General features: G+C 64.5%; 15 protein-coding genes and 1 tRNA gene. 3 read left to right on the top strand and 13 right to left on the bottom strand.

Features of this window, described 5'->3' with window-relative positions; genetic code table 11:
• Nucleotides 1-489 precede the first annotated feature (489 nt).
• Nucleotides 490-1,227 (top strand): response regulator transcription factor, encoded by a 738-nt coding sequence (locus C0V75_RS10200; RefSeq protein ID WP_158241822.1) that lies wholly within the window; start codon nucleotides 490-492, stop codon nucleotides 1,225-1,227.
• Between the two features lie 67 nt (nucleotides 1,228-1,294).
• Here C0V75_RS10200 and C0V75_RS10205 read toward each other — a convergent pair.
• Nucleotides 1,295-1,368 (bottom strand) — tRNA-Cys (locus tag C0V75_RS10205).
• A gap of 66 nt (nucleotides 1,369-1,434) precedes the next feature.
• Nucleotides 1,435-2,214, bottom strand: a complete 780-nt coding sequence (locus C0V75_RS10210; protein WP_101920850.1) for an SDR family oxidoreductase — start codon at nucleotides 2,212-2,214, stop codon at nucleotides 1,435-1,437.
• A gap of 138 nt (nucleotides 2,215-2,352) precedes the next feature.
• On the opposite strand from C0V75_RS10210, the gene C0V75_RS10215 reads away from it, so the two are divergent.
• The gene (locus tag C0V75_RS10215) at nucleotides 2,353-3,951 is read left to right on the top strand and encodes a peptide chain release factor 3 (RefSeq protein ID WP_101921269.1); all 1,599 of its coding nucleotides are present in this window, start codon (nucleotides 2,353-2,355) and stop codon (nucleotides 3,949-3,951) included.
• 16 nt (nucleotides 3,952-3,967) lie between these two features.
• Here C0V75_RS10215 and C0V75_RS10220 read toward each other — a convergent pair whose 3' ends face one another.
• The gene (locus tag C0V75_RS10220; protein ID WP_101920851.1) at nucleotides 3,968-4,573 is read right to left on the bottom strand and encodes a PepSY-associated TM helix domain-containing protein; all 606 of its coding nucleotides are present in this window, start codon (nucleotides 4,571-4,573) and stop codon (nucleotides 3,968-3,970) included.
• 288 nt (nucleotides 4,574-4,861) lie between these two features.
• On the opposite strand from C0V75_RS10220, the gene C0V75_RS10225 reads away from it, so the two are divergent.
• A complete protein-coding gene (locus C0V75_RS10225) occupies nucleotides 4,862-6,466 on the top strand; it encodes a DEAD/DEAH box helicase (RefSeq protein WP_101920852.1) in 1,605 nt (534 codons plus the stop codon).
• A gap of 107 nt (nucleotides 6,467-6,573) precedes the next feature.
• Here C0V75_RS10225 and C0V75_RS10230 read toward each other — a convergent pair whose 3' ends face one another.
• From C0V75_RS10230 to C0V75_RS10275, 10 genes are all read right to left on the bottom strand, one after another.
• Complete coding sequence (locus C0V75_RS10230) at nucleotides 6,574-8,247, bottom strand: ribonuclease J (RefSeq protein WP_101920853.1); 1,674 nt, start codon at nucleotides 8,245-8,247, stop codon at nucleotides 6,574-6,576.
• Nucleotides 8,244-9,023 (bottom strand): type III pantothenate kinase, encoded by a 780-nt coding sequence (locus tag C0V75_RS10235; RefSeq protein WP_101920854.1) that lies wholly within the window; start codon nucleotides 9,021-9,023, stop codon nucleotides 8,244-8,246. The genes C0V75_RS10230 and C0V75_RS10235 overlap by 4 nt, the downstream gene beginning before the upstream one ends.
• A gap of 13 nt (nucleotides 9,024-9,036) precedes the next feature.
• Nucleotides 9,037-9,792, bottom strand: a complete 756-nt coding sequence (locus C0V75_RS10240; RefSeq protein WP_101920855.1) for a biotin--[acetyl-CoA-carboxylase] ligase — start codon at nucleotides 9,790-9,792, stop codon at nucleotides 9,037-9,039.
• A 1-nt stretch (nucleotide 9,793) separates the two neighbouring features.
• Nucleotides 9,794-11,230 carry an NADH-quinone oxidoreductase subunit NuoN gene (gene nuoN / locus C0V75_RS10245; RefSeq protein WP_101920856.1) on the bottom strand — a complete coding sequence of 479 codons (1,437 nt, stop codon included), beginning with the start codon at nucleotides 11,228-11,230 and terminating at the stop codon, nucleotides 9,794-9,796.
• 13 nt (nucleotides 11,231-11,243) lie between these two features.
• The gene (locus C0V75_RS10250; RefSeq protein ID WP_101920857.1) at nucleotides 11,244-12,782 is read right to left on the bottom strand and encodes an NADH-quinone oxidoreductase subunit M; all 1,539 of its coding nucleotides are present in this window, start codon (nucleotides 12,780-12,782) and stop codon (nucleotides 11,244-11,246) included.
• Between the two features lies 1 nt (nucleotide 12,783).
• On the bottom strand, nucleotides 12,784-14,955 hold the full coding sequence (gene nuoL, locus C0V75_RS10255; RefSeq protein ID WP_101920858.1) for an NADH-quinone oxidoreductase subunit L: 2,172 nt from the start codon (nucleotides 14,953-14,955) through the stop codon (nucleotides 12,784-12,786).
• Nucleotides 14,956-14,961: 6 nt separating this feature from the next.
• Entirely contained in the window at nucleotides 14,962-15,267 is a 306-nt protein-coding gene (nuoK, locus tag C0V75_RS10260; protein WP_023665161.1) for an NADH-quinone oxidoreductase subunit NuoK, read from the bottom strand.
• Nucleotides 15,268-15,295: 28 nt separating this feature from the next.
• Nucleotides 15,296-15,802: a hypothetical protein gene (locus C0V75_RS10265; RefSeq protein ID WP_101920859.1), complete on the bottom strand. Its 507-nt coding sequence runs from the start codon at nucleotides 15,800-15,802 to the stop codon at nucleotides 15,296-15,298.
• Between the two features lie 100 nt (nucleotides 15,803-15,902).
• Nucleotides 15,903-16,517, bottom strand: coding sequence for an NADH-quinone oxidoreductase subunit J (locus C0V75_RS10270; protein ID WP_101920860.1), 615 nt, complete (start codon nucleotides 16,515-16,517; stop codon nucleotides 15,903-15,905).
• Nucleotides 16,514-16,924: a carboxymuconolactone decarboxylase family protein gene (locus C0V75_RS10275; RefSeq protein WP_101920861.1), complete on the bottom strand. Its 411-nt coding sequence runs from the start codon at nucleotides 16,922-16,924 to the stop codon at nucleotides 16,514-16,516. Before C0V75_RS10275 ends, C0V75_RS10270 begins: the two co-directional genes overlap by 4 nt.
• Between the last annotated feature and the right edge of the window lie 6 nt (nucleotides 16,925-16,930).

Raw genomic sequence — 16,930 nt, forward strand, 5'->3', positions numbered from 1 at the left:
GTGCGTCAGCAGTCCAAGGCGGGATCAGACCTAGGTTAGAGGGGGGCCGACATCGCGCGCGCCCAGCGGAACGCCTCCCATGGCCCGGACCGCGCCGTCGCAAAACCCTGAAGTTCCTGTCTTTTCAGGCATGTCGGGGCAGCCTCACGCGCGACCACGCGCCTCGCGGGCCTGCGATCACCAGACACGGCCTCGCCGTCCGGTCCCCGCCCAAGGGCCACCGAGGGCAGCTCCATCACCTTCTTTCTGGCTGGACAGTGCCGTGACAAGGCCTTCCCAGCTGCCCCCTCCCCTAACCTAAGTCTGATCCGGTCTAAGACTGGTGACGCACGATATGTCGGACCATCGCTGTTTGTCGCGACAGCACGGAATTGCGAATGTAACTCATTCCCGTTCGCAACAGGCGGCCGGTTTCGTCGCAACTCAACCAAGAGGCGTGGCCGGGTTCGCCCTTCCGGCAGTGAATGTGAGACTGAAATGCCGAACTTCGTGCTTGTCGACGACCATCCGATCATCCTCTCCGGTCTCGCCGCCCTCTTTCGCACCCGGCCTCACTACCGCATTGTGGAAACTGGCGCGACAGCAGAGGAAGCGCTCCGCCTCGTGCGTGAGGTGAAATGCGAAATCCTTGTCACCGATCTGAACCTGATGGGCGAAGAGCTTGAAGGGATACGCCGCATCCGCGCCGAACGACCCGACCTCAAGATCATGATCTTCACCGAAGCCACCTCCCCGAGGACCTGCCTGCAAGTCATGAAGGCCGGAGCCGACGGCTTCGTCCTCAAGGGCAGTTCAACCGACGACCTTGCCGCCGCGATCGAGACAATCCTGTCAGGGCAGGAATTCATCTCCCCGCCTTTGGCGACAAGCATCACGCAGGAAAAGGAACTCGAAAAGCAAAGACGGCAGAAGCTTGCCTCCGTGGCGCTGAGTTCGCGGGAAAATCAGGTGGCGCATGAACTGCTCAACGGGGCGTCCAACAAGGAAATCGCCGTCAAGCTGAGCATTTCCTACAAGACGGTGAAGTTCTACATGAACCAGATCATGCGCAAATTCGATGTGCGAAACAGGCTGGAAGTCGTGCTGGAACTGCAACGGATGAACAGTTCCGCGCCCAGCCGCTCCCTCGATCCGTCGCGGTCCGTTCCTGCCCCATGCCGCTCTGTAGGGCCAGATGGCGCGCTCCACGCCGAAACCCCGCGCCCGATCCGCCGCCGCATTCATTAGCCCTTCACGCGGCGCCGGGTCGGCTGCCCCATGGGCGGTCCAGAAAAAAGGTGGGATGGTTCTGCTCTGGAGGCGGGTACCGGAATCGAACCGGTCTTCACGGATTTGCAATCCGCTGCGTAACCTCTCCGCCAACCCGCCGAGAGCATGGTTGACCTATACGACGCGCGGGGCGCGCGCAAGACCCGCGCGCCGCCATTTCATCCCTTACAGCGTCGCCAGCGTCTGCCCGCCATCCAGCAGGATGTTCTGACCCACGATGAAGGCCGCCTGCTGCGAACACAGAAAGGCGCAGGCCGCGCCGAAATGCGCCGGATCGCCATAGCGCCGCGCGGGAATCGTCGCCGCGCGCCGGGCGCGGGCCTCTTCCATCGTCACCCCTTCCGCCGTCATCACCCCCTTGTCCAGGGACACGGCCCGATCCGTGTCATGGATCCCCGGCAGAAGGTTGTTGATGTTCACCCCATGCGGCGCAACCTGCCGCGACGTGCCCGCGACATAGCCCGTCAGCCCTGCACGGGCCGAATTGGACAGTCCCAGAACCGCGATCGGAGCCTTCACCGATTGCGAGGTGATGTTGACCACCCGTCCCCAGCCCTGCCCGATCATCCCCGGCAGCAGCGCCTTCATCAACGCGATGGGCGTGAGCATATTGGCATCCAGCGCGCGGATGAAATCCTCCCGCGTCCAGTCCGACCACATCCCCGGCGGCGGGCCGCCCGCATTGGTGACCAGGATATCAACCGCCCCCGCCGCCTCCAACACGGTCTCGCGCCCGGCATCGGTGGTGATGTCGGCCGCCACCGCCACCACATTCACATTGTGCCGCGCCCGGATCGCCGCCGCCGTCGCTTCCAGCGCCTCGCCCCCCCGCGCATTCAGCACGAGGTCCACCCCCGCTTCCGCCAACGCCTCGGCGCAGCCCCGACCCAACCCCTTGCTCGACGCGCAGACCAGCGCCCGCTTGCCCCTGATGCCCAGATCCATCCCGGTCTCCCTTGCCTTTGTCCCCCAAGGCGTAACCGCCACTGCCTGCCCCTGCAACCCGCCTGACCTACAACCCGCCTGCCCCAGCAACCCGCCTGCCCAGTGGACGGCAGGCCCGCTTTCCGCTACATGCCCGCCATGCTGGACAACCGCCCCACCCTTCCGCCCGAAATCGCCCGCCGCCGGACCTTCGCGATCATCTCGCATCCCGACGCCGGCAAGACCACGCTCACCGAAAAGTTCCTCCTCTTCGGGGGCGCGATCCAGATGGCGGGCCAGGTCCGTGCCAAGGGCGAGGCGCGGCGCACGCGCTCTGACTTCATGAAGATGGAACAGGAACGCGGTATCTCCGTCTCGGCCTCGGCGATGTCCTTCGACTATCGCGACTACCGCTTCAATCTGGTGGATACGCCCGGCCACTCGGACTTTTCCGAAGACACCTACCGCACCCTGACCGCCGTCGATGCCGCGATCATGGTGATCGACGGCGCCAAGGGCGTGGAATCCCAGACCCAGAAGCTTTTCGAGGTCTGCCGCCTGCGCGACCTGCCCATCCTGACCTTCTGCAACAAGATGGACCGCGAGTCGCGCGACACCTTCGACATCATCGACGAAATCCAGCAGAACCTCGCCATCGACGTGACCCCCGCCTCCTGGCCCATCGGCATGGGGCGCGACTTCATCGGCGCCTATGACCTCCTGCATGACCAGCTGGAGATCATGGACCGCGCCGACCGCAACCGCGTGGCAGAGTCCGTCAAGATCGAAGGGCTCGATGACCCCAAGCTCGCCGATCACATCCCCGCCGACCTCCTCGCCAAACTGCGCGAAGAGGTAGAGATGGCGCGCGAACTCCTGCCCGCCTTCGACCGGGCGAGCTTCCTCAACGGCTCCATGACGCCCATCTGGTTCGGCTCGGCCATCAACTCCTTCGGCGTCAAGGAACTCATGGATGGCATGGGCGAATACGGCCCCACGCCGCAGCCCCAGAAGGCCGCCGAACGCCATATCTCCGCCGATGAAGGCCCGGTGACCGGCTTCGTCTTCAAGGTGCAGGCCAATATGGACCCCAAGCACCGCGACCGCGTCGCCTTCGTCCGCCTCGCCTCGGGCCATTTCGAACGCGGCATGAAACTCCTGCATGTCCGGTCCAAGAAACCCATGGCCGTTTCCAACCCCGTCCTCTTCCTCGCCGCCGACCGCGAACTGGCGGAAGAGGCCTGGGCCGGCGACATCATCGGCATCCCGAACCACGGCCAGCTCCGCATCGGCGATGCCCTGACCGAAGGCGAGGCGCTGCATTTCACCGGCATCCCCTCCTTCGCACCGGAACTGCTTCAAGGCGTGCGGGCGGGCGATCCGATGAAGGCCAAGCATCTGGAAAAGGCCCTGATGCAATTCGCCGAGGAAGGCGCCGCCAAGGTCTTCAAGCCGATGATCGGGTCGGGCTTCATCGTGGGCGTCGTCGGCGCCCTGCAATTCGAAGTGCTGGCCTCTCGCATCGAACAGGAATACTCCCTCCCCGTTCGCTTCGAACCCTCGCAATTCACCTCCGCCCGCTGGGTCTCCGGCCCCAAGGCCGAGGTGGAGCGTTTCGTCAATGTCAACAAGGGCCATATCGCCACCGACAATGACGGCGACATGGTCTATCTGACACGCCTGAAATGGGACATCGACCGCGTGGAACGGGATTACCCCGACCTTCGCCTCACCGCGACCAAGGAAATGATGGTCTGATCGGCGGCGGCCTCCGTCACCCCCGCGCTTGCACCTGCTTCAGCATCGCCGCCTTCGCGCGGCGGTTCTTCACGCGGCGCAGCCGCGGCATGACGAAAAGCACCAGCCCCGACAGCCCGAACACCACCAGCGCCCCGGCCGTGATATCCGCAAGCCAGGTGCCGAAGGTCGTCCCCACCCAGCCCCGCTCATGGATCGACGACAGCACCCGCGACCAGCGAAGGCGCGTATGCAGCCACTCTCCATCCGGCGCATAGGTCCGCGTCACATAGCGGCTGTCGGTCCAGGCAAAGCCCGTCGCCCGATCCACGATCACGTCATAGTCCCCGGCATCGAAGGTAAAGACGTCGCGATGGCGGAACCGGTCCTCCCCGTCATCAAGGAACAGATCCGCCCCCGGCGCGATCCGCAGGGCAATCGCCTCTGCCGCGGCCTCGTCGCGCGGCGCGGCCAGGGGCGAGGCATCGAAACCCGCCGTGTCGTAATGCTCCGTCGGAAACAGCGACAGGACCAGCTCGTCATGGTTCATGTAAAGCCCGGTGAAACCGATCGCCACCACCCAGGGAAGGATCAGCACCCCCAGCCAGGAATGCACGCTTTTCACCATACGCTCAAAGGACATCGGTCCCTCCGTTCCCGGGCAGCGAAGGCGACAGGCCGCCCCGCTCTGGCGCCATCCTGCGCGCATCCTCAGGCGCGCGCCATGCGACCGGAGGTGCAGCCCCCCCGGCTGTATCCGGAGTTTAGGCAACATTCAGGTGTCTGACGGCGATTTCTGCCCAATCCTTGACCCATGCACATATTTCCTCTATGTGCCTGTCAGGCCTTAGGGGCCGACACCGACGCCGGGGCGCCCGGACAGCAGCGTCCCTTCACCCATGCGGGCCGATCCCGCATCTTAAGGACGCTTATGACCAAATTCTCCGACCTCGCGCTCGATCCGCGCGTACTTCAGGCCATCGCAGAAGCGGGCTATGAAACCCCCACCCCCATCCAGGCCCAGGCCATTCCCCACGCGCTGCAAGGCCGCGACGTCCTCGGGATCGCCCAGACCGGCACGGGCAAGACCGCCAGCTTCACCCTGCCGATGATCACCCTGCTCGGCCAGGGCCGCGCCCGCGCCCGGATGCCGCGCTCGCTCGTCCTCGCACCGACCCGCGAACTCGCCGCCCAGGTGGCCGAAAACTTCGACATCTACGCCAAGCATACCAAGCTGACCAAGGCGCTGCTCATCGGCGGCGTCTCCTTCGGCGAACAGGACAAGCTGATCGACCGCGGCGTCGATGTGCTCATCGCCACGCCCGGCCGCCTGCTCGATCATTTCGAACGCGGCAAGCTTCTTCTGACCGGCGTGCAGATCATGGTGGTGGACGAAGCCGACCGCATGCTCGACATGGGTTTCATCCCCGATATCGAACGCATCTTCCAGCTTACCCCCTTCACCCGCCAGACCCTGTTCTTCAGCGCCACCATGGCGCCCGAGATCGAGCGGATCACCAACACCTTCCTGTCGAACCCGGCCAAGATCGAAGTGGCGCGCCAGTCCACCACCTCGGCCACCATCGAACAGAAGCTGATCCAGTTCCAACCGACCCGCAAGGATCGCAGCTTCACCGAAAAGCGCGCCGTCCTGCGCGCGCTGATCCGCGCCGAAGGCGAAAGCTGCACCAACGCCATCATCTTCTGCAACCGCAAGATGGATGTGGACGTGGTGGCGAAATCGCTGAAATCCCACGGCTTCAACGCCGCGCCCATCCATGGCGACCTCGAACAGTCACAGCGGATGCGGACGCTCGATGAATTCCGCGACGGCACGCTGCATCTTCTGGTGGCCTCCGATGTGGCGGCCCGCGGCCTCGACATCCCCGCCGTCAGCCATGTCTTCAACTTCGACGTCCCCTCCCACCCCGAGGATTACGTCCACCGCATCGGCCGCACCGGCCGGGCTGGCCGTCAGGGCAAGGCCTTCACCATCGCCGTTCCCTCGGATGACAAGTATCTTTCCGCCATCGAGTCCCTCGTGAAACAGGCGATCCCGCGCGGCGATCTGCCCGAAGGGCTGGACCTCGCCGCCGAAGGCTCCGACCGGCCGCGCGAAGATCGTGGCGGACGCAGCGGCGAACGTGGAGACCGTGGCGGCCGCGGCCGTGGCCGCGAGCGTGGCCCGCGCGAAGACCGCGCCCCGCGTGAAGACCGTCCCGCCCGCGAAGACCGCGCCGCGCGTGAACGCCGCGAGGAACCGGTAATCGAAACCGCCGAGATCGTGGACCTTGTCGAAGCCGCCGCCCCGCCGCCGCGCCGCGACGATCGCCCCCGCCGCGACGACCGTCGCGATGATCGCCGGGATGACCGCCGCGACCGTTACCGCGACCGCGACCGTGACGACCGGTCCGGTCCGCCGGTCATCGGCATGGGCGACCATGTGCCGGATTTCATCCTGCGCAGCTTCAAGATCGCCACCCCGTCGACGGATGAGGCGGAAGAGGACAGCCCCGCCAACGGCACGGACGGCTAAGCCGTCCGCGAAGATTTTTCGTACGAAAAATCTTCGCCCCCTGCCGATGCGGAACGCGAAAGGCCGGCCCCGCAAGGGACCGGCCTTTCGCTTTGCCGCAACGGCGGTTACTCCGCCATCAACCGGCTGACCACAACCGTCACTTCCGGCTTCTTGCCGATCTCTTCCATCCCCACCTGCCGCACGATGCGCCGCAGCGCCTCGTCCAGCTTGTCGTCATCCGACAGGATCTTGCGCCCGGCCCCGTCGAGGAAGTCGTTCAACTCCCCCTCGATCACCTCGGCCAGCACGCCCGACCGGCCCTTCTCGGGCAGGCCCATCGCCTCGACCCAGGCCTCTCCCAGCACCTCGTTGTCATCGTCCAGGATGACCGTCACCATCACATGCCCGTTCAGCGCCATGCGGATACGGTCGCGGATCACCCCGTCCAGCGCGCCCACGATGGCCGTGCCGTCCAGATAAAGCCGCCCGGTCTCCACATGCCCCACCGTCACCGGCGTCTCGCCCGTCAGATCGACGATCATGCCATTCGTGACCACCGCCGTGGCGATGCCCGCCTCGGCCCCGATCCGCGCATGTTCGCGCAGATGCCGATGCTCACCATGCATCGGGATCAGCATGTCGGGCAGCAGCAGCCGATGCACCTGCTCCAGATCGGGTCGGTTCGCATGGCCCGAGACGTGGTATTTCCCGCCCCCGTCATCCATCACATCGACGCCCATTTCCGAGAAGTTGTTCACGATGCGCAGCACTTCGCGCTCGTTTCCGGGGATCGTCTTGGACGAGAACAGGAACAGGTCCCCCGCCTTCATCTCCATTCCCAGATACTTGCCGCGCGACAGTTGCGCCGAAGCCGCGCGCCGCTCGCCCTGCGATCCCGTCACGATCAGCATCAGGTTGCCGCGCGGGATATCCGCCGCATCTTCCGGGCTGACGGTCCGGGGAAAATCCGTCAGCACGCCGGATTGCTCTGCCGCCGTCACCATCCGCTTCATCGCCCGCCCCATCAGGCAGACCGACCGGTCGGCGGCCTTCGCGGCCTCGGCCAGCGTCTTCAGCCGCGCCACGTTCGACGCGAAGGTCGTCGCCACCACCAGCCCGCCCCGGCTTGCCACCAGATCGCGGATCGGCTCGCGGATCGAACTTTCCGACCGTCCGGGATGCAGCGAAAAGACATTGGTGGAATCGCACATAAGCGCCTTCACCGGCCGCTCCTTTGCGATCTCGGCAAAACGCGCATCATCCCAGGCCTCGCCCACCACCGGGCTCGGGTCCAGCTTGAAATCGCCCGAATGCACCACCCGCCCCGCCGGCGTGTCGATGATCAGGGCCGCGCTTTCCGGGATCGAATGGCTCACCGGCACGAATTGCACCTTGAACGGCCCCACCTCCACCGTCTCGGGCCGCGCCTCCACGATATTGATCGCCTCGACGGGCAGTCCCTGCTCGTCGAATTTCAGCCGTCCCACCGTCGCGGTGAAACGCCGCGCATAGACGGGCTTCTGCAACCTTGGCCACAGATGCCCCAGCGCACCGATATGGTCCTCATGCGCATGGGTGATGAAGATCGCCTCCAGCCGGTCGATATTCTCTTCCAGCCAGGTCACATCCGGCAGGATCAGGTCCACCCCCGGGGTCGAGTCCATGTCCGGAAAGGTCACCCCGATATCGACAAGGATCAGCCGTTCCTTGTTCGCAGGCCCATAGCCATAGACATAGGCGTTCATCCCGATCTCCCCGGCACCGCCGAGGGGAAGGTAGATCAGCCGGTTCACAGTCATGCGCGTTCCAATTCCTTGTTGTATGCGTCGATGAGCATCAGACCATGCATGGTCAGATCATCCTCGACGCTGTCAAATAGCGCGGTATCCTGCGCGAAAAGGGAGGCAAGGCCCCCCGTCGCAATCACCTTCATCTCGCGGTCGCGTTCCTTGCGCACTTCGCGCACGATCCCTTCGACCAGCCCGATATAGCCCCAGTACACGCCCGATTGCATGCAGGCCACCGTATTCGTGCCGATGGCCTTGGCCGGACGGCTCACATCCACATGCGGCAGGGCGGCGGCGGCCATGTGCAGCGCCTCCAGCGACAGGTTCACCCCCGGCGCGATGACACCCCCGATATAGGCCCCGTCACTGTCCACCACGTCAAAGGTCGTGGCCGTGCCGAAATCCACCACGATCAGGTCGCCGCCATGCCGGTCATGCGCGCCCACAGTGTTGACCAGACGGTCCGGCCCCACCGTCGTCCCCTGATCCACGCGCGGCGGCACCGGCAGGCGGCATTCCGGCTTGCCCACCACCAGCGGGCGGCAGTCGAAATAGCGGTTGCACAGCACCCGCAGATTGAACACCACCCGCGGCACGGTGGACGAGATGATGGCATCGGTGATGGTGGCCTCGGTCTTCGTCAGCATCATCAGCGAAGACAGCCAGACGAAATACTCATCCGCCGTCCGCTTGTGATCCGTGGCGATCCGCCAGGTCGCGATGAACCGCGTCCCGTCCCAGATCGAAAAGACCGTATTCGTGTTCCCGCAGTCGATGGTGAGGAGCATCCCTTCCCCCCTGTCAGAAGAAAACCTCCGCCGCCGGAATGGCGACGGAACCCCGGCTCTGGCGCAGGATCAGCGCGCCACTGTCGTCGATCGTCTCGAATATCCCTTCGCGCGTCTCGGTTCCGGTCCGCGCCCGGATCGCCTCCCCCAGCCGCGCCGCATGGGCCAGCCATTCGGCACGCAAGGGCGCGAAACCCTCGGTGACGAAAGACGCCTCCCACCGGGCATAGGCCGGGGCCAGCACCTCCAGAAACGCCTCCGGCGTCACCCGCACCCCCGTTTCCGACAGCAGCGACACAGGCCGCACCGCCCCCGCCTCCACCAGCGCAGGATCGGGCGCCGCGATCAGATTCACCCCGATCCCGATGGCCAGATGCTGCACCCCCTGCCCGGCCCCGCTGCTCTCCAGCAGGATGCCCGCCACCTTGCCGCCGTTCAGCAGCACGTCATTGGGCCATTTCAGGGTGAAGGCCGCCCCCAGCCCCGTCACGGCGACAAAGGCCTCGCGCAGCGCCAGCGCCGCCGCAAAGGACCGCAGCGCCACCTGCGCCGCAGGCTCCGTGGGATGCAAAAGCAGCGTGCCGTGGAAATTCCCCCGCGGGCTGGCCCAGGCCCGCGCCCGCCGCCCCCGGCCCGCCGTCTGCTCGCCGCCCAGAATCCAGCAAGGCCCCGCGCTCTGCGGGGCCAGCCGGAAGGCTTCGGCATTGGTGCTGTCCACCGTGTCGAGAAGGCGGCGACCCACCCCCTCCGGCCAGGGCTCGCCTGACACCTTATCTGACAAGGGCTTCCGCCGCGACGGCGGCCACGGGCTCGATCCCGAACAGGTTCACGATGCCCGCCACCATGATGACCGACACCGCCACCAGCATCGCCCATTGCGCAGGCGCCATGCGGGATTCCACGCCCTCCGTCTCCTTGCCGAAATACATGAAGAAGACGATGCGCAGATAGTAGAAGGCCCCGATCACCGACGCCACCGCCCCGGCCAGCGCCAGCCATGTCATCCCGGCATCGACCGCCGCCTGCAACACGTAGAACTTCCCGAAAAAGCCCACCATCGGCGGCACGCCCGCAAGGCTGAACATCAGCACCAGCATCGCCAGCGCCTTCATCGGCTCCTTCTTGGAAAACATGTTCAGGCTGTCGATGCTGGTAACCGGACGCCCGTCCTTCTCCATCGACAGGATGAAGGCAAAGGTGCCCACATTCATCGTCACATAGATCGCCATGTAGATCAGCATGGCCTGCACGCCTTCCGCCGTGCCTGCCGCCAGACCCACCAGCGCATAGCCCATATGGGCGATCGACGAATAGGCCATCAGACGCTTGATGTCGCGCTGCCCGATGGCCGCCACGGCCCCCAGGAACATCGACATCACCGCCAGCGCCGCCAGAACCTGCGTCCAGTCCCCCGGAATCGCGCCAAAGGCATCCCAGGACAGCCGCGCCAGCAGCGCCATCGCCGCCACCTTCGGCGCCGTGGCAAAGAAGGCCGTCACCGGGGTCGGCGATCCTTCATAGACATCCGGCGTCCACATGTGGAAGGGCGCGGCCGATACCTTGAAGGCCAGACCCGCCAGCATGAAGACCAGCCCGATCAACAGGCCGATCGGCGCGCCCTCTTCCAGCGTGGACAGGATGCCCGAGAACAGCGTCGTCCCCGCATAGCCATAGGTCAGCGACGCGCCATAAAGCAGGATGCCCGACGACAGCGCGCCCAGCACGAAATACTTCAACCCCGCCTCGGTCGATTTCACGCTGTCCCGTCGCACGGCGGCCACGACATAAAGCGCCAGCGACTGCAATTCGAGCCCGATATACAGCGCCATCAGATCGCCCGCCGACACCATCATCATCATCCCCACGACGGCCAGCGCCAGCAGGATGGGATATTCGAACCGCAGCAGATCGCGCCGGATCATGTAATCCTGGCTCATGATCAGCACCGCCGCCGCCGACACAAGGATCGTCACCTTGGCGAACCGCGCGAAGGGATCGTCGATGAACATGCCCCCAAAGGCCGTCCGCTCCCCCGCCCCGCCCGCACCGATCCATAGCGCCAGCGCCAGGAACAGCCCCGCCGTCGCCCAGGAAATCAGGGGCGCGGCCTTGTCCTTCGTCGTATAGACCCCGAACATCAGTGCAGCCATCGCATAGACGGCCAGCACCACCTCGGGCAGGACGGTCGAAAAATCTTGCGGCGTCATCTCGAACGTCCCCTCAGTTCTGCGCCAGTTGCGTGCCGTCCACGACGGGCAGCGCAGCCTGGTAATCGGAAATCAGCGCCCCGACACTCGGCCCGATGATGTCGGTCACCAAAGACGGATAGACGCCAAGGATCAGGGTCATCGCCACCAGCGGCGCAAAGATCGCCCGCTCGCGCCGGGTCATGTCGGTGATGGATTTCAACGCCTCCTTCACCAGCTCGCCCATGACCACCCGCCGATAGAGCCACAGCGCATAGGCCGCAGACAGGATCACCCCTGTCGTCGCCACCGCCGCCACCCAGGTATTCACCTGGAACACCCCCATCAGCGTCAGGAACTCGCCCACGAAACCGGACGTCCCCGGCAGGCCCACATTGGCCATGGTGAAGAACATGAAGATCAGCGCATAGGCCGGCATACGGTTCACCAACCCGCCATAGGCGTCAATCTCGCGCGTGTGCATCCGGTCATAGATGACCCCCACGCACAGGAACAGCGCGCCGGAGATGAAGCCGTGGCTGATCATCTGGAAGATGGCCCCGTCGATCCCCTGCTGATTGGCCGAAAAGATCCCCATCGTCACATAGCCCATATGGGCAACCGACGAATAGGCGATCAGCTTCTTCATGTCCTGCTGGGCCAGCGCGACCAGTGACGTATAGACAATGGCAATCGCCGACATCCACAAAACCAGCGGCGCCAGCAGGTCCGACGCCACCGGGAACATCGGCAGGCTGAACCGCAGGAAACCATAGCCGCCCATCTTCAGAAGGATCGCCGCCAGAACCACAGACCCCGCCGTCGGGGCCTGCACATGGGCATCGGGCAGCCAGGTATGCACCGGCCACATCGGCATCTTCACCGCGAAAGAGGCGAAGAAGGCCAGCCACAGCAGCGTCTGCAACCCGCCCACGACATGCACGCCCAGAACCTGCATGTCCTCCGACCCGAAGTTATGCGCCAGCAGCGACGGGATGTCGGTCGTGCCCGCATCCATATACATCGCGATCATCGCGACCAGCATCAGCACCGACCCGAGGAAGGTGTAGAGGAAGAACTTGAAGGCCGCATAGATGCGCTCCTTCCCGCCCCAGATGCCGATGATCAGGAACATCGGGATCAGCCCCGCCTCGAAGAACAGGTAGAACAGCACAAGGTCCAGCGCACAGAACACGCCCAGCATCAGCGTTTCCAGCAGAAGGAAGGCGATCATGTATTCCTTCACGCGATGCTGCACATCCCAGCAGGCCGCAATGGTGATCGGCATCAGGAAGGTCGTCAGCATCACGAACAGGATCGAAATCCCGTCCACGCCCATCTTGTATTTCAGGCCCAGGATCCAGTCGTATTCCTCCACGAACTGGAACCCGGTGTCGTTCGGATCGAACCCGAACAGCACGAAAAGCGAGACGAGGAAGGTCGCCGTCGTGGCCAGCAGGGCCAGCCATTTCGCATTCCGCTGCGCCGCCGCGTCATCCCCGCGCAGGAACAGCGCAAGGATGGCCGCCGCCACCGCCGGAATGAAGGTGATGATGGAGAGGAGGTTTTCCATATCAGTGCGCGCCCCCCGAGAGCGTCATCCATGTGATCAGGGCAGCGATGCCCAGAACCATGGCAAAGGCATAGTGGAACAGGTAGCCGGACTGCGCGCGTGACGCGAGCCGGGTGAAGAACGGGATGATGCCCATGGCAACGCCGTTGATCGTGCCGTCGATCACCGCGCCGTCGCCCTTCTTCCACAGGAACCCGCCCAGCCATTTCGCCGGCCGAACAAAGATCCAGTCGTAGATCTCGTCGAAATACCACTTGTTCAGCAGGAACAGATACAGCGGGCGCTGCTGCTCGGCCAGTTTGCCGGGCAGGTCCGGGCGGCGGATGTAGAACTGATAGGCCAGCAGGAAGCCAAGGACCATCGCCACGAAAGGCGACACCTTCACCCATTTCGGCACCAGATGCGCCTCGTGCAGCACATGGTTGTCCGGCCCGATGAAGATCGCGCCCTGGCCGGGTTCCGGCTGCGGGAAGGCATGGGCCTTCTCGCCCTCGCCATGCCCTTCGCCCTCGGTCGCCGTGGTGGCCGCATGACCTTCGCCTTCGGCCGTCGCATGGGCCTCGCCCTCGCCATGCGCCGCATCCGCCGCATGTTCCGCCACCGGCAACCCGAACCAGCCACGCACCTTGCCTTCGTCCCCGAAGAACACGTTGTACCAGATCATCCCCGAAAAGACCGCGCCCAGCGCCAGCACCCCCAGAGGGATCAGCATCACCGTCGGGCTCTCATGCGGCTCGTGATGCCCATGGTCATCATGCCCGTGCCCGTGCCCATGATCGTCATGCCCGTGATGCCCATGCCCCTTCGCCCGGCTCTCGCCATAGAAGGTCAGGAACATCAGCCGCCAGGAATAGAAACTCGTGAACCCCGCCGCGACCACCAGCAGCCAGAAGGCGTACTGGCTGCCTACATAGGCGCTCTCGATCACCGCATCCTTCGACAGGAAGCCCGCGAAACCGTAATGCGTCAGCGGAATGCCCACGCCCGTGATGGCCAGCGTCCCTATCATCATCGCCCAGAAGGTCAGCGGGATCTTCTTCCGCAGGCCGCCGTAATTCCGCATGTCCTGCTCATGATGCGTGGCATGGATCACCGACCCCGCGCCAAGGAACAGCATCGCCTTGAAGAAGGCATGGGTGAAGAGGTGGAACATCGCCACCGAATAGACGCCAACCCCCGCCGCCACGAACATGTAGCCAAGCTGCGAACAGGTCGAATAGGCAATCACCCGCTTGATGTCGTTCTGCACCAGACCGACGGTCGCCGCGAAGAAGGCCGTCGTCGCCCCCAACACCGTGATGAAGGCCAAAGCCTGCGGCGCGAACTCATAGACCGGCGACATCCGGCAGACGAGGAAGACCCCCGCCGTCACCATCGTCGCGGCATGGATCAGCGCGGAAACGGGCGTCGGCCCCTCCATCGCGTCCGGCAGCCAGGTATGCAGCAGAAGCTGCGCCGATTTCCCCATCGCCCCGATGAACAGCAGAACCCCGATCAGGTTCGCCGCATTCCATTCCCCCCAGAGGAAGGTCAGGTTCGTCTCGGCCAGCGTCGGCGCCGCCGCAAAGACATCGTCAAAACGGATGCTGTCCGTCAGGTAGAACAGCGCAAAGATCCCCAGCGCAAAGCCGAAATCGCCGACCCGGTTCACCACGAAGGCCTTGATCGCGGCCGCATTGGCCGAGGGCTTCTTGTAATAGAACCCGATCAGCAGATAGGACGCGACCCCCACCCCTTCCCAGCCGAAGAACATCTGCACCAGATTGTCAGACGTCACCAGCATCAGCATCGAGAAGGTGAAGAACGACAGATAAGCGAAGAACCGCGCCCGATAGGGCTCATCATCCTTCCAGTTCTCGTCATGCGCCATGTAGCCAAACGAATAAAGGTGCACGAGCGCCGAAACCGAATTCACCACCACCAGCATGATCGCGGTCAGACGGTCGATGCGGATCGCCCATTCGCTGTCCATGCTGCCGCTCTCGATCCAGCGCATCAGCACGACCTTATAGGTCTCGCCATCGAAGGTCAGGAAGATGACCCAGGACAGGATCGCCGCCAGAAAGACAAGCGCGGTGGCAATCACCTGCCCCGCCCTCTCGCCCAGGATGCGCCAGCCGAAGCCGCAGATCAGCGCGCCGACCAGCGGCGCAAGGAGGATGATCGTTGCCATGGCGGCTTAACCCTTCATCACGTTGACGTCTTCCACGTCGATCGTCCCGCGGTTGCGGAAGAACACGACGAGGATGGCAAGGCCGATGGCGGCCTCGGCGGCGGCGACGGTCAGGACGAACATGGTAAAGACCTGTCCGACCAGATCGCCCAGATGGGACGAGAAGGCGACAAGGTTGATGTTCACGGACAGAAGCATCAACTCGATCGACATCAGGATCACGATGACATTCTTCCGGTTCAGGAAGATGCCGAAGATCCCGATGACGAACAGCGCCGCGGCGACCGTCAGGTAATGTTCAAGTCCAACCATTCTCGTTCCCTCCGGGCGGGTTGCCCGTTCAGTTCGTTTGCGCCGCCCCGGCGGCCAGTTTCGTGCAATGCTCCGCGCCCTGCCCCGCAATGCGGGTCACCGGCACGCCGGCGGCGGCCAGTGCGGCCTCGGTCTGCGCCAGATCGGCCAGCCCGACCCGCAGCCGCAGCCGCGCCTGCTCCACCTGGGTGCTGTAATTGTAATCCGCGCCCCGCCGCGCCTGATCGGCGCTCTGCCGGATCACGCCCGCCCGCAGGGTGGAAAGGCTGCCGCAGTCTATGATCTCCAGCGCCGTCTCGTTATAGCTGTCGCGCCGCGGCCCCTTGCAGACCTCGACATCGGTCCGCGTCACATAGCGCCCGGCCGGATCGCCCAGCTTGGCAACGGTCCCGTCCGCCTCGCATTGCGTGGCAAGGCCCATATCCACGGCCTGCTCATCCGAGATGCAGCCCGCCAGCGCGACCAGCGCGCCAAGCGCCAGAGCCGCGGCCATGCCGCGCCCCGCCTTGTCCGACTTCGTCCACTGTCCAACCATCTTCGGTTCCCTCGGGCCTTCGGCCCTATTCTTCTGTCGGGATGGGCCGATGGCCCATCCTACATCCCGTAGGGTGCGTGCTTGCACGCACCCCACCGCATCACAACCCCTGCCCCGGCTTCACGTCCTTCAACTCCATCGCCTTGGCCGGGTCACGCCACATCTGCGCCAGCACGTTCTGCCGCTTCACATCCTTGCGGTGACGCAATGTCAGCAGGATCGCCCCGATCATCGCCACCAGCAGGATCAGGCCGGACGCCTGGAACAGGTAGATGTACTTGTCATAAAGGATAAGCCCCAGCGCCTTGGTGTTCTCCACCTGCGCGGCATCCGGTGCCACCGCCTGCCGCAGCCCCAGCGCGCCATCCGCCTGCACCCAGGCGCCCACGCCCAGCGCGATCTGCATCAGCATCACCACCCCGATCAGAAGGGCAAGCGGCATGTATTTCGCCATCTCGCCCTTCAGCTCGGCAAAGTCGATGTCCAGCATCATCACGACGAACAGGAACAGCACCGCCACCGCGCCCACATAGACGATGATCAGAAGCATCGCCACGAACTCCGCCCCCAGCAGAACGAAGAGCCCCGCCGAAGACAGGAAGGCCAGGATCAGCCACAGCACCGAATGCACCGGGTTGCGGCTTACCGTCACCAGAAGCCCCGCCGTCACCGTGACGATGGCAAAGGCATAGAAGGCGTAATCTGCAACGCTCATGCGTCTTTCTCCTCGATCTCGCCGAAGACGGACTGGGCAATCTCCAGCGCCTTCTGCATGGCGGGCAGGCCGCCGAACATGCTCATCTGCCAGATCACCTCGGCGATCTCGCGCTGCGTGGCCCCGGCCTCCAGCGCATGGCGCACCGTCAGCTTCAGTTGCGGCTCGGCCTGCGCGCCCAGCACCGTCAGCGCGGCGATGGTCACCAGAAGCCGCGTTTTGGCATCCAGACCCTCGCGGTTGAAGGTCTTGCCGAACCACATCTCCATCATGTCCTTCGACATGGTGGGGAAGAACTGCTCGAACCCCTTCACCTGCATGTTTTCCAGCGCAGGATTGAAGGCGCGCACCATCTCCTGGCTGCTCTCCATCATCTGCTGGAACATCTTGGTGAAGGCGTCATTCATCACGGG

Source organism: Tabrizicola sp. TH137, from assembly GCF_002855575.1.
Classification (GTDB): Bacteria; Pseudomonadota; Alphaproteobacteria; order Rhodobacterales; family Rhodobacteraceae; genus Paragemmobacter.

Coding starts and splice junctions, on each gene's coding strand:
- C0V75_RS10270 (WP_101920860.1), bottom strand. CDS start 16,517: ATGAGCGTTGCAGATTACGCCTTCTATGCCTTTGCCATCGTCACGGTG.
- C0V75_RS10235 (WP_101920854.1), bottom strand. CDS start 9,023: ATGCTCCTCACCATCGACTGCGGGAACACGAATACGGTCTTTTCGATC.
- C0V75_RS10265 (WP_101920859.1), bottom strand. CDS start 15,802: ATGGTTGGACAGTGGACGAAGTCGGACAAGGCGGGGCGCGGCATGGCC.
- nuoK (WP_023665161.1), bottom strand. CDS start 15,267: ATGGTTGGACTTGAACATTACCTGACGGTCGCCGCGGCGCTGTTCGTC.
- C0V75_RS10215 (WP_101921269.1), top strand. CDS start 2,353: ATGCTGGACAACCGCCCCACCCTTCCGCCCGAAATCGCCCGCCGCCGG.
- C0V75_RS10230 (WP_101920853.1), bottom strand. CDS start 8,247: ATGACTGTGAACCGGCTGATCTACCTTCCCCTCGGCGGTGCCGGGGAG.
- C0V75_RS10275 (WP_101920861.1), bottom strand. CDS start 16,924: ATGAATGACGCCTTCACCAAGATGTTCCAGCAGATGATGGAGAGCAGC.
- C0V75_RS10250 (WP_101920857.1), bottom strand. CDS start 12,782: ATGGAAAACCTCCTCTCCATCATCACCTTCATTCCGGCGGTGGCGGCG.
- C0V75_RS10220 (WP_101920851.1), bottom strand. CDS start 4,573: ATGTCCTTTGAGCGTATGGTGAAAAGCGTGCATTCCTGGCTGGGGGTG.
- nuoL (WP_101920858.1), bottom strand. CDS start 14,955: ATGGCAACGATCATCCTCCTTGCGCCGCTGGTCGGCGCGCTGATCTGC.
- C0V75_RS10210 (WP_101920850.1), bottom strand. CDS start 2,214: ATGGATCTGGGCATCAGGGGCAAGCGGGCGCTGGTCTGCGCGTCGAGC.
- C0V75_RS10225 (WP_101920852.1), top strand. CDS start 4,862: ATGACCAAATTCTCCGACCTCGCGCTCGATCCGCGCGTACTTCAGGCC.
- nuoN (WP_101920856.1), bottom strand. CDS start 11,230: ATGACGCCGCAAGATTTTTCGACCGTCCTGCCCGAGGTGGTGCTGGCC.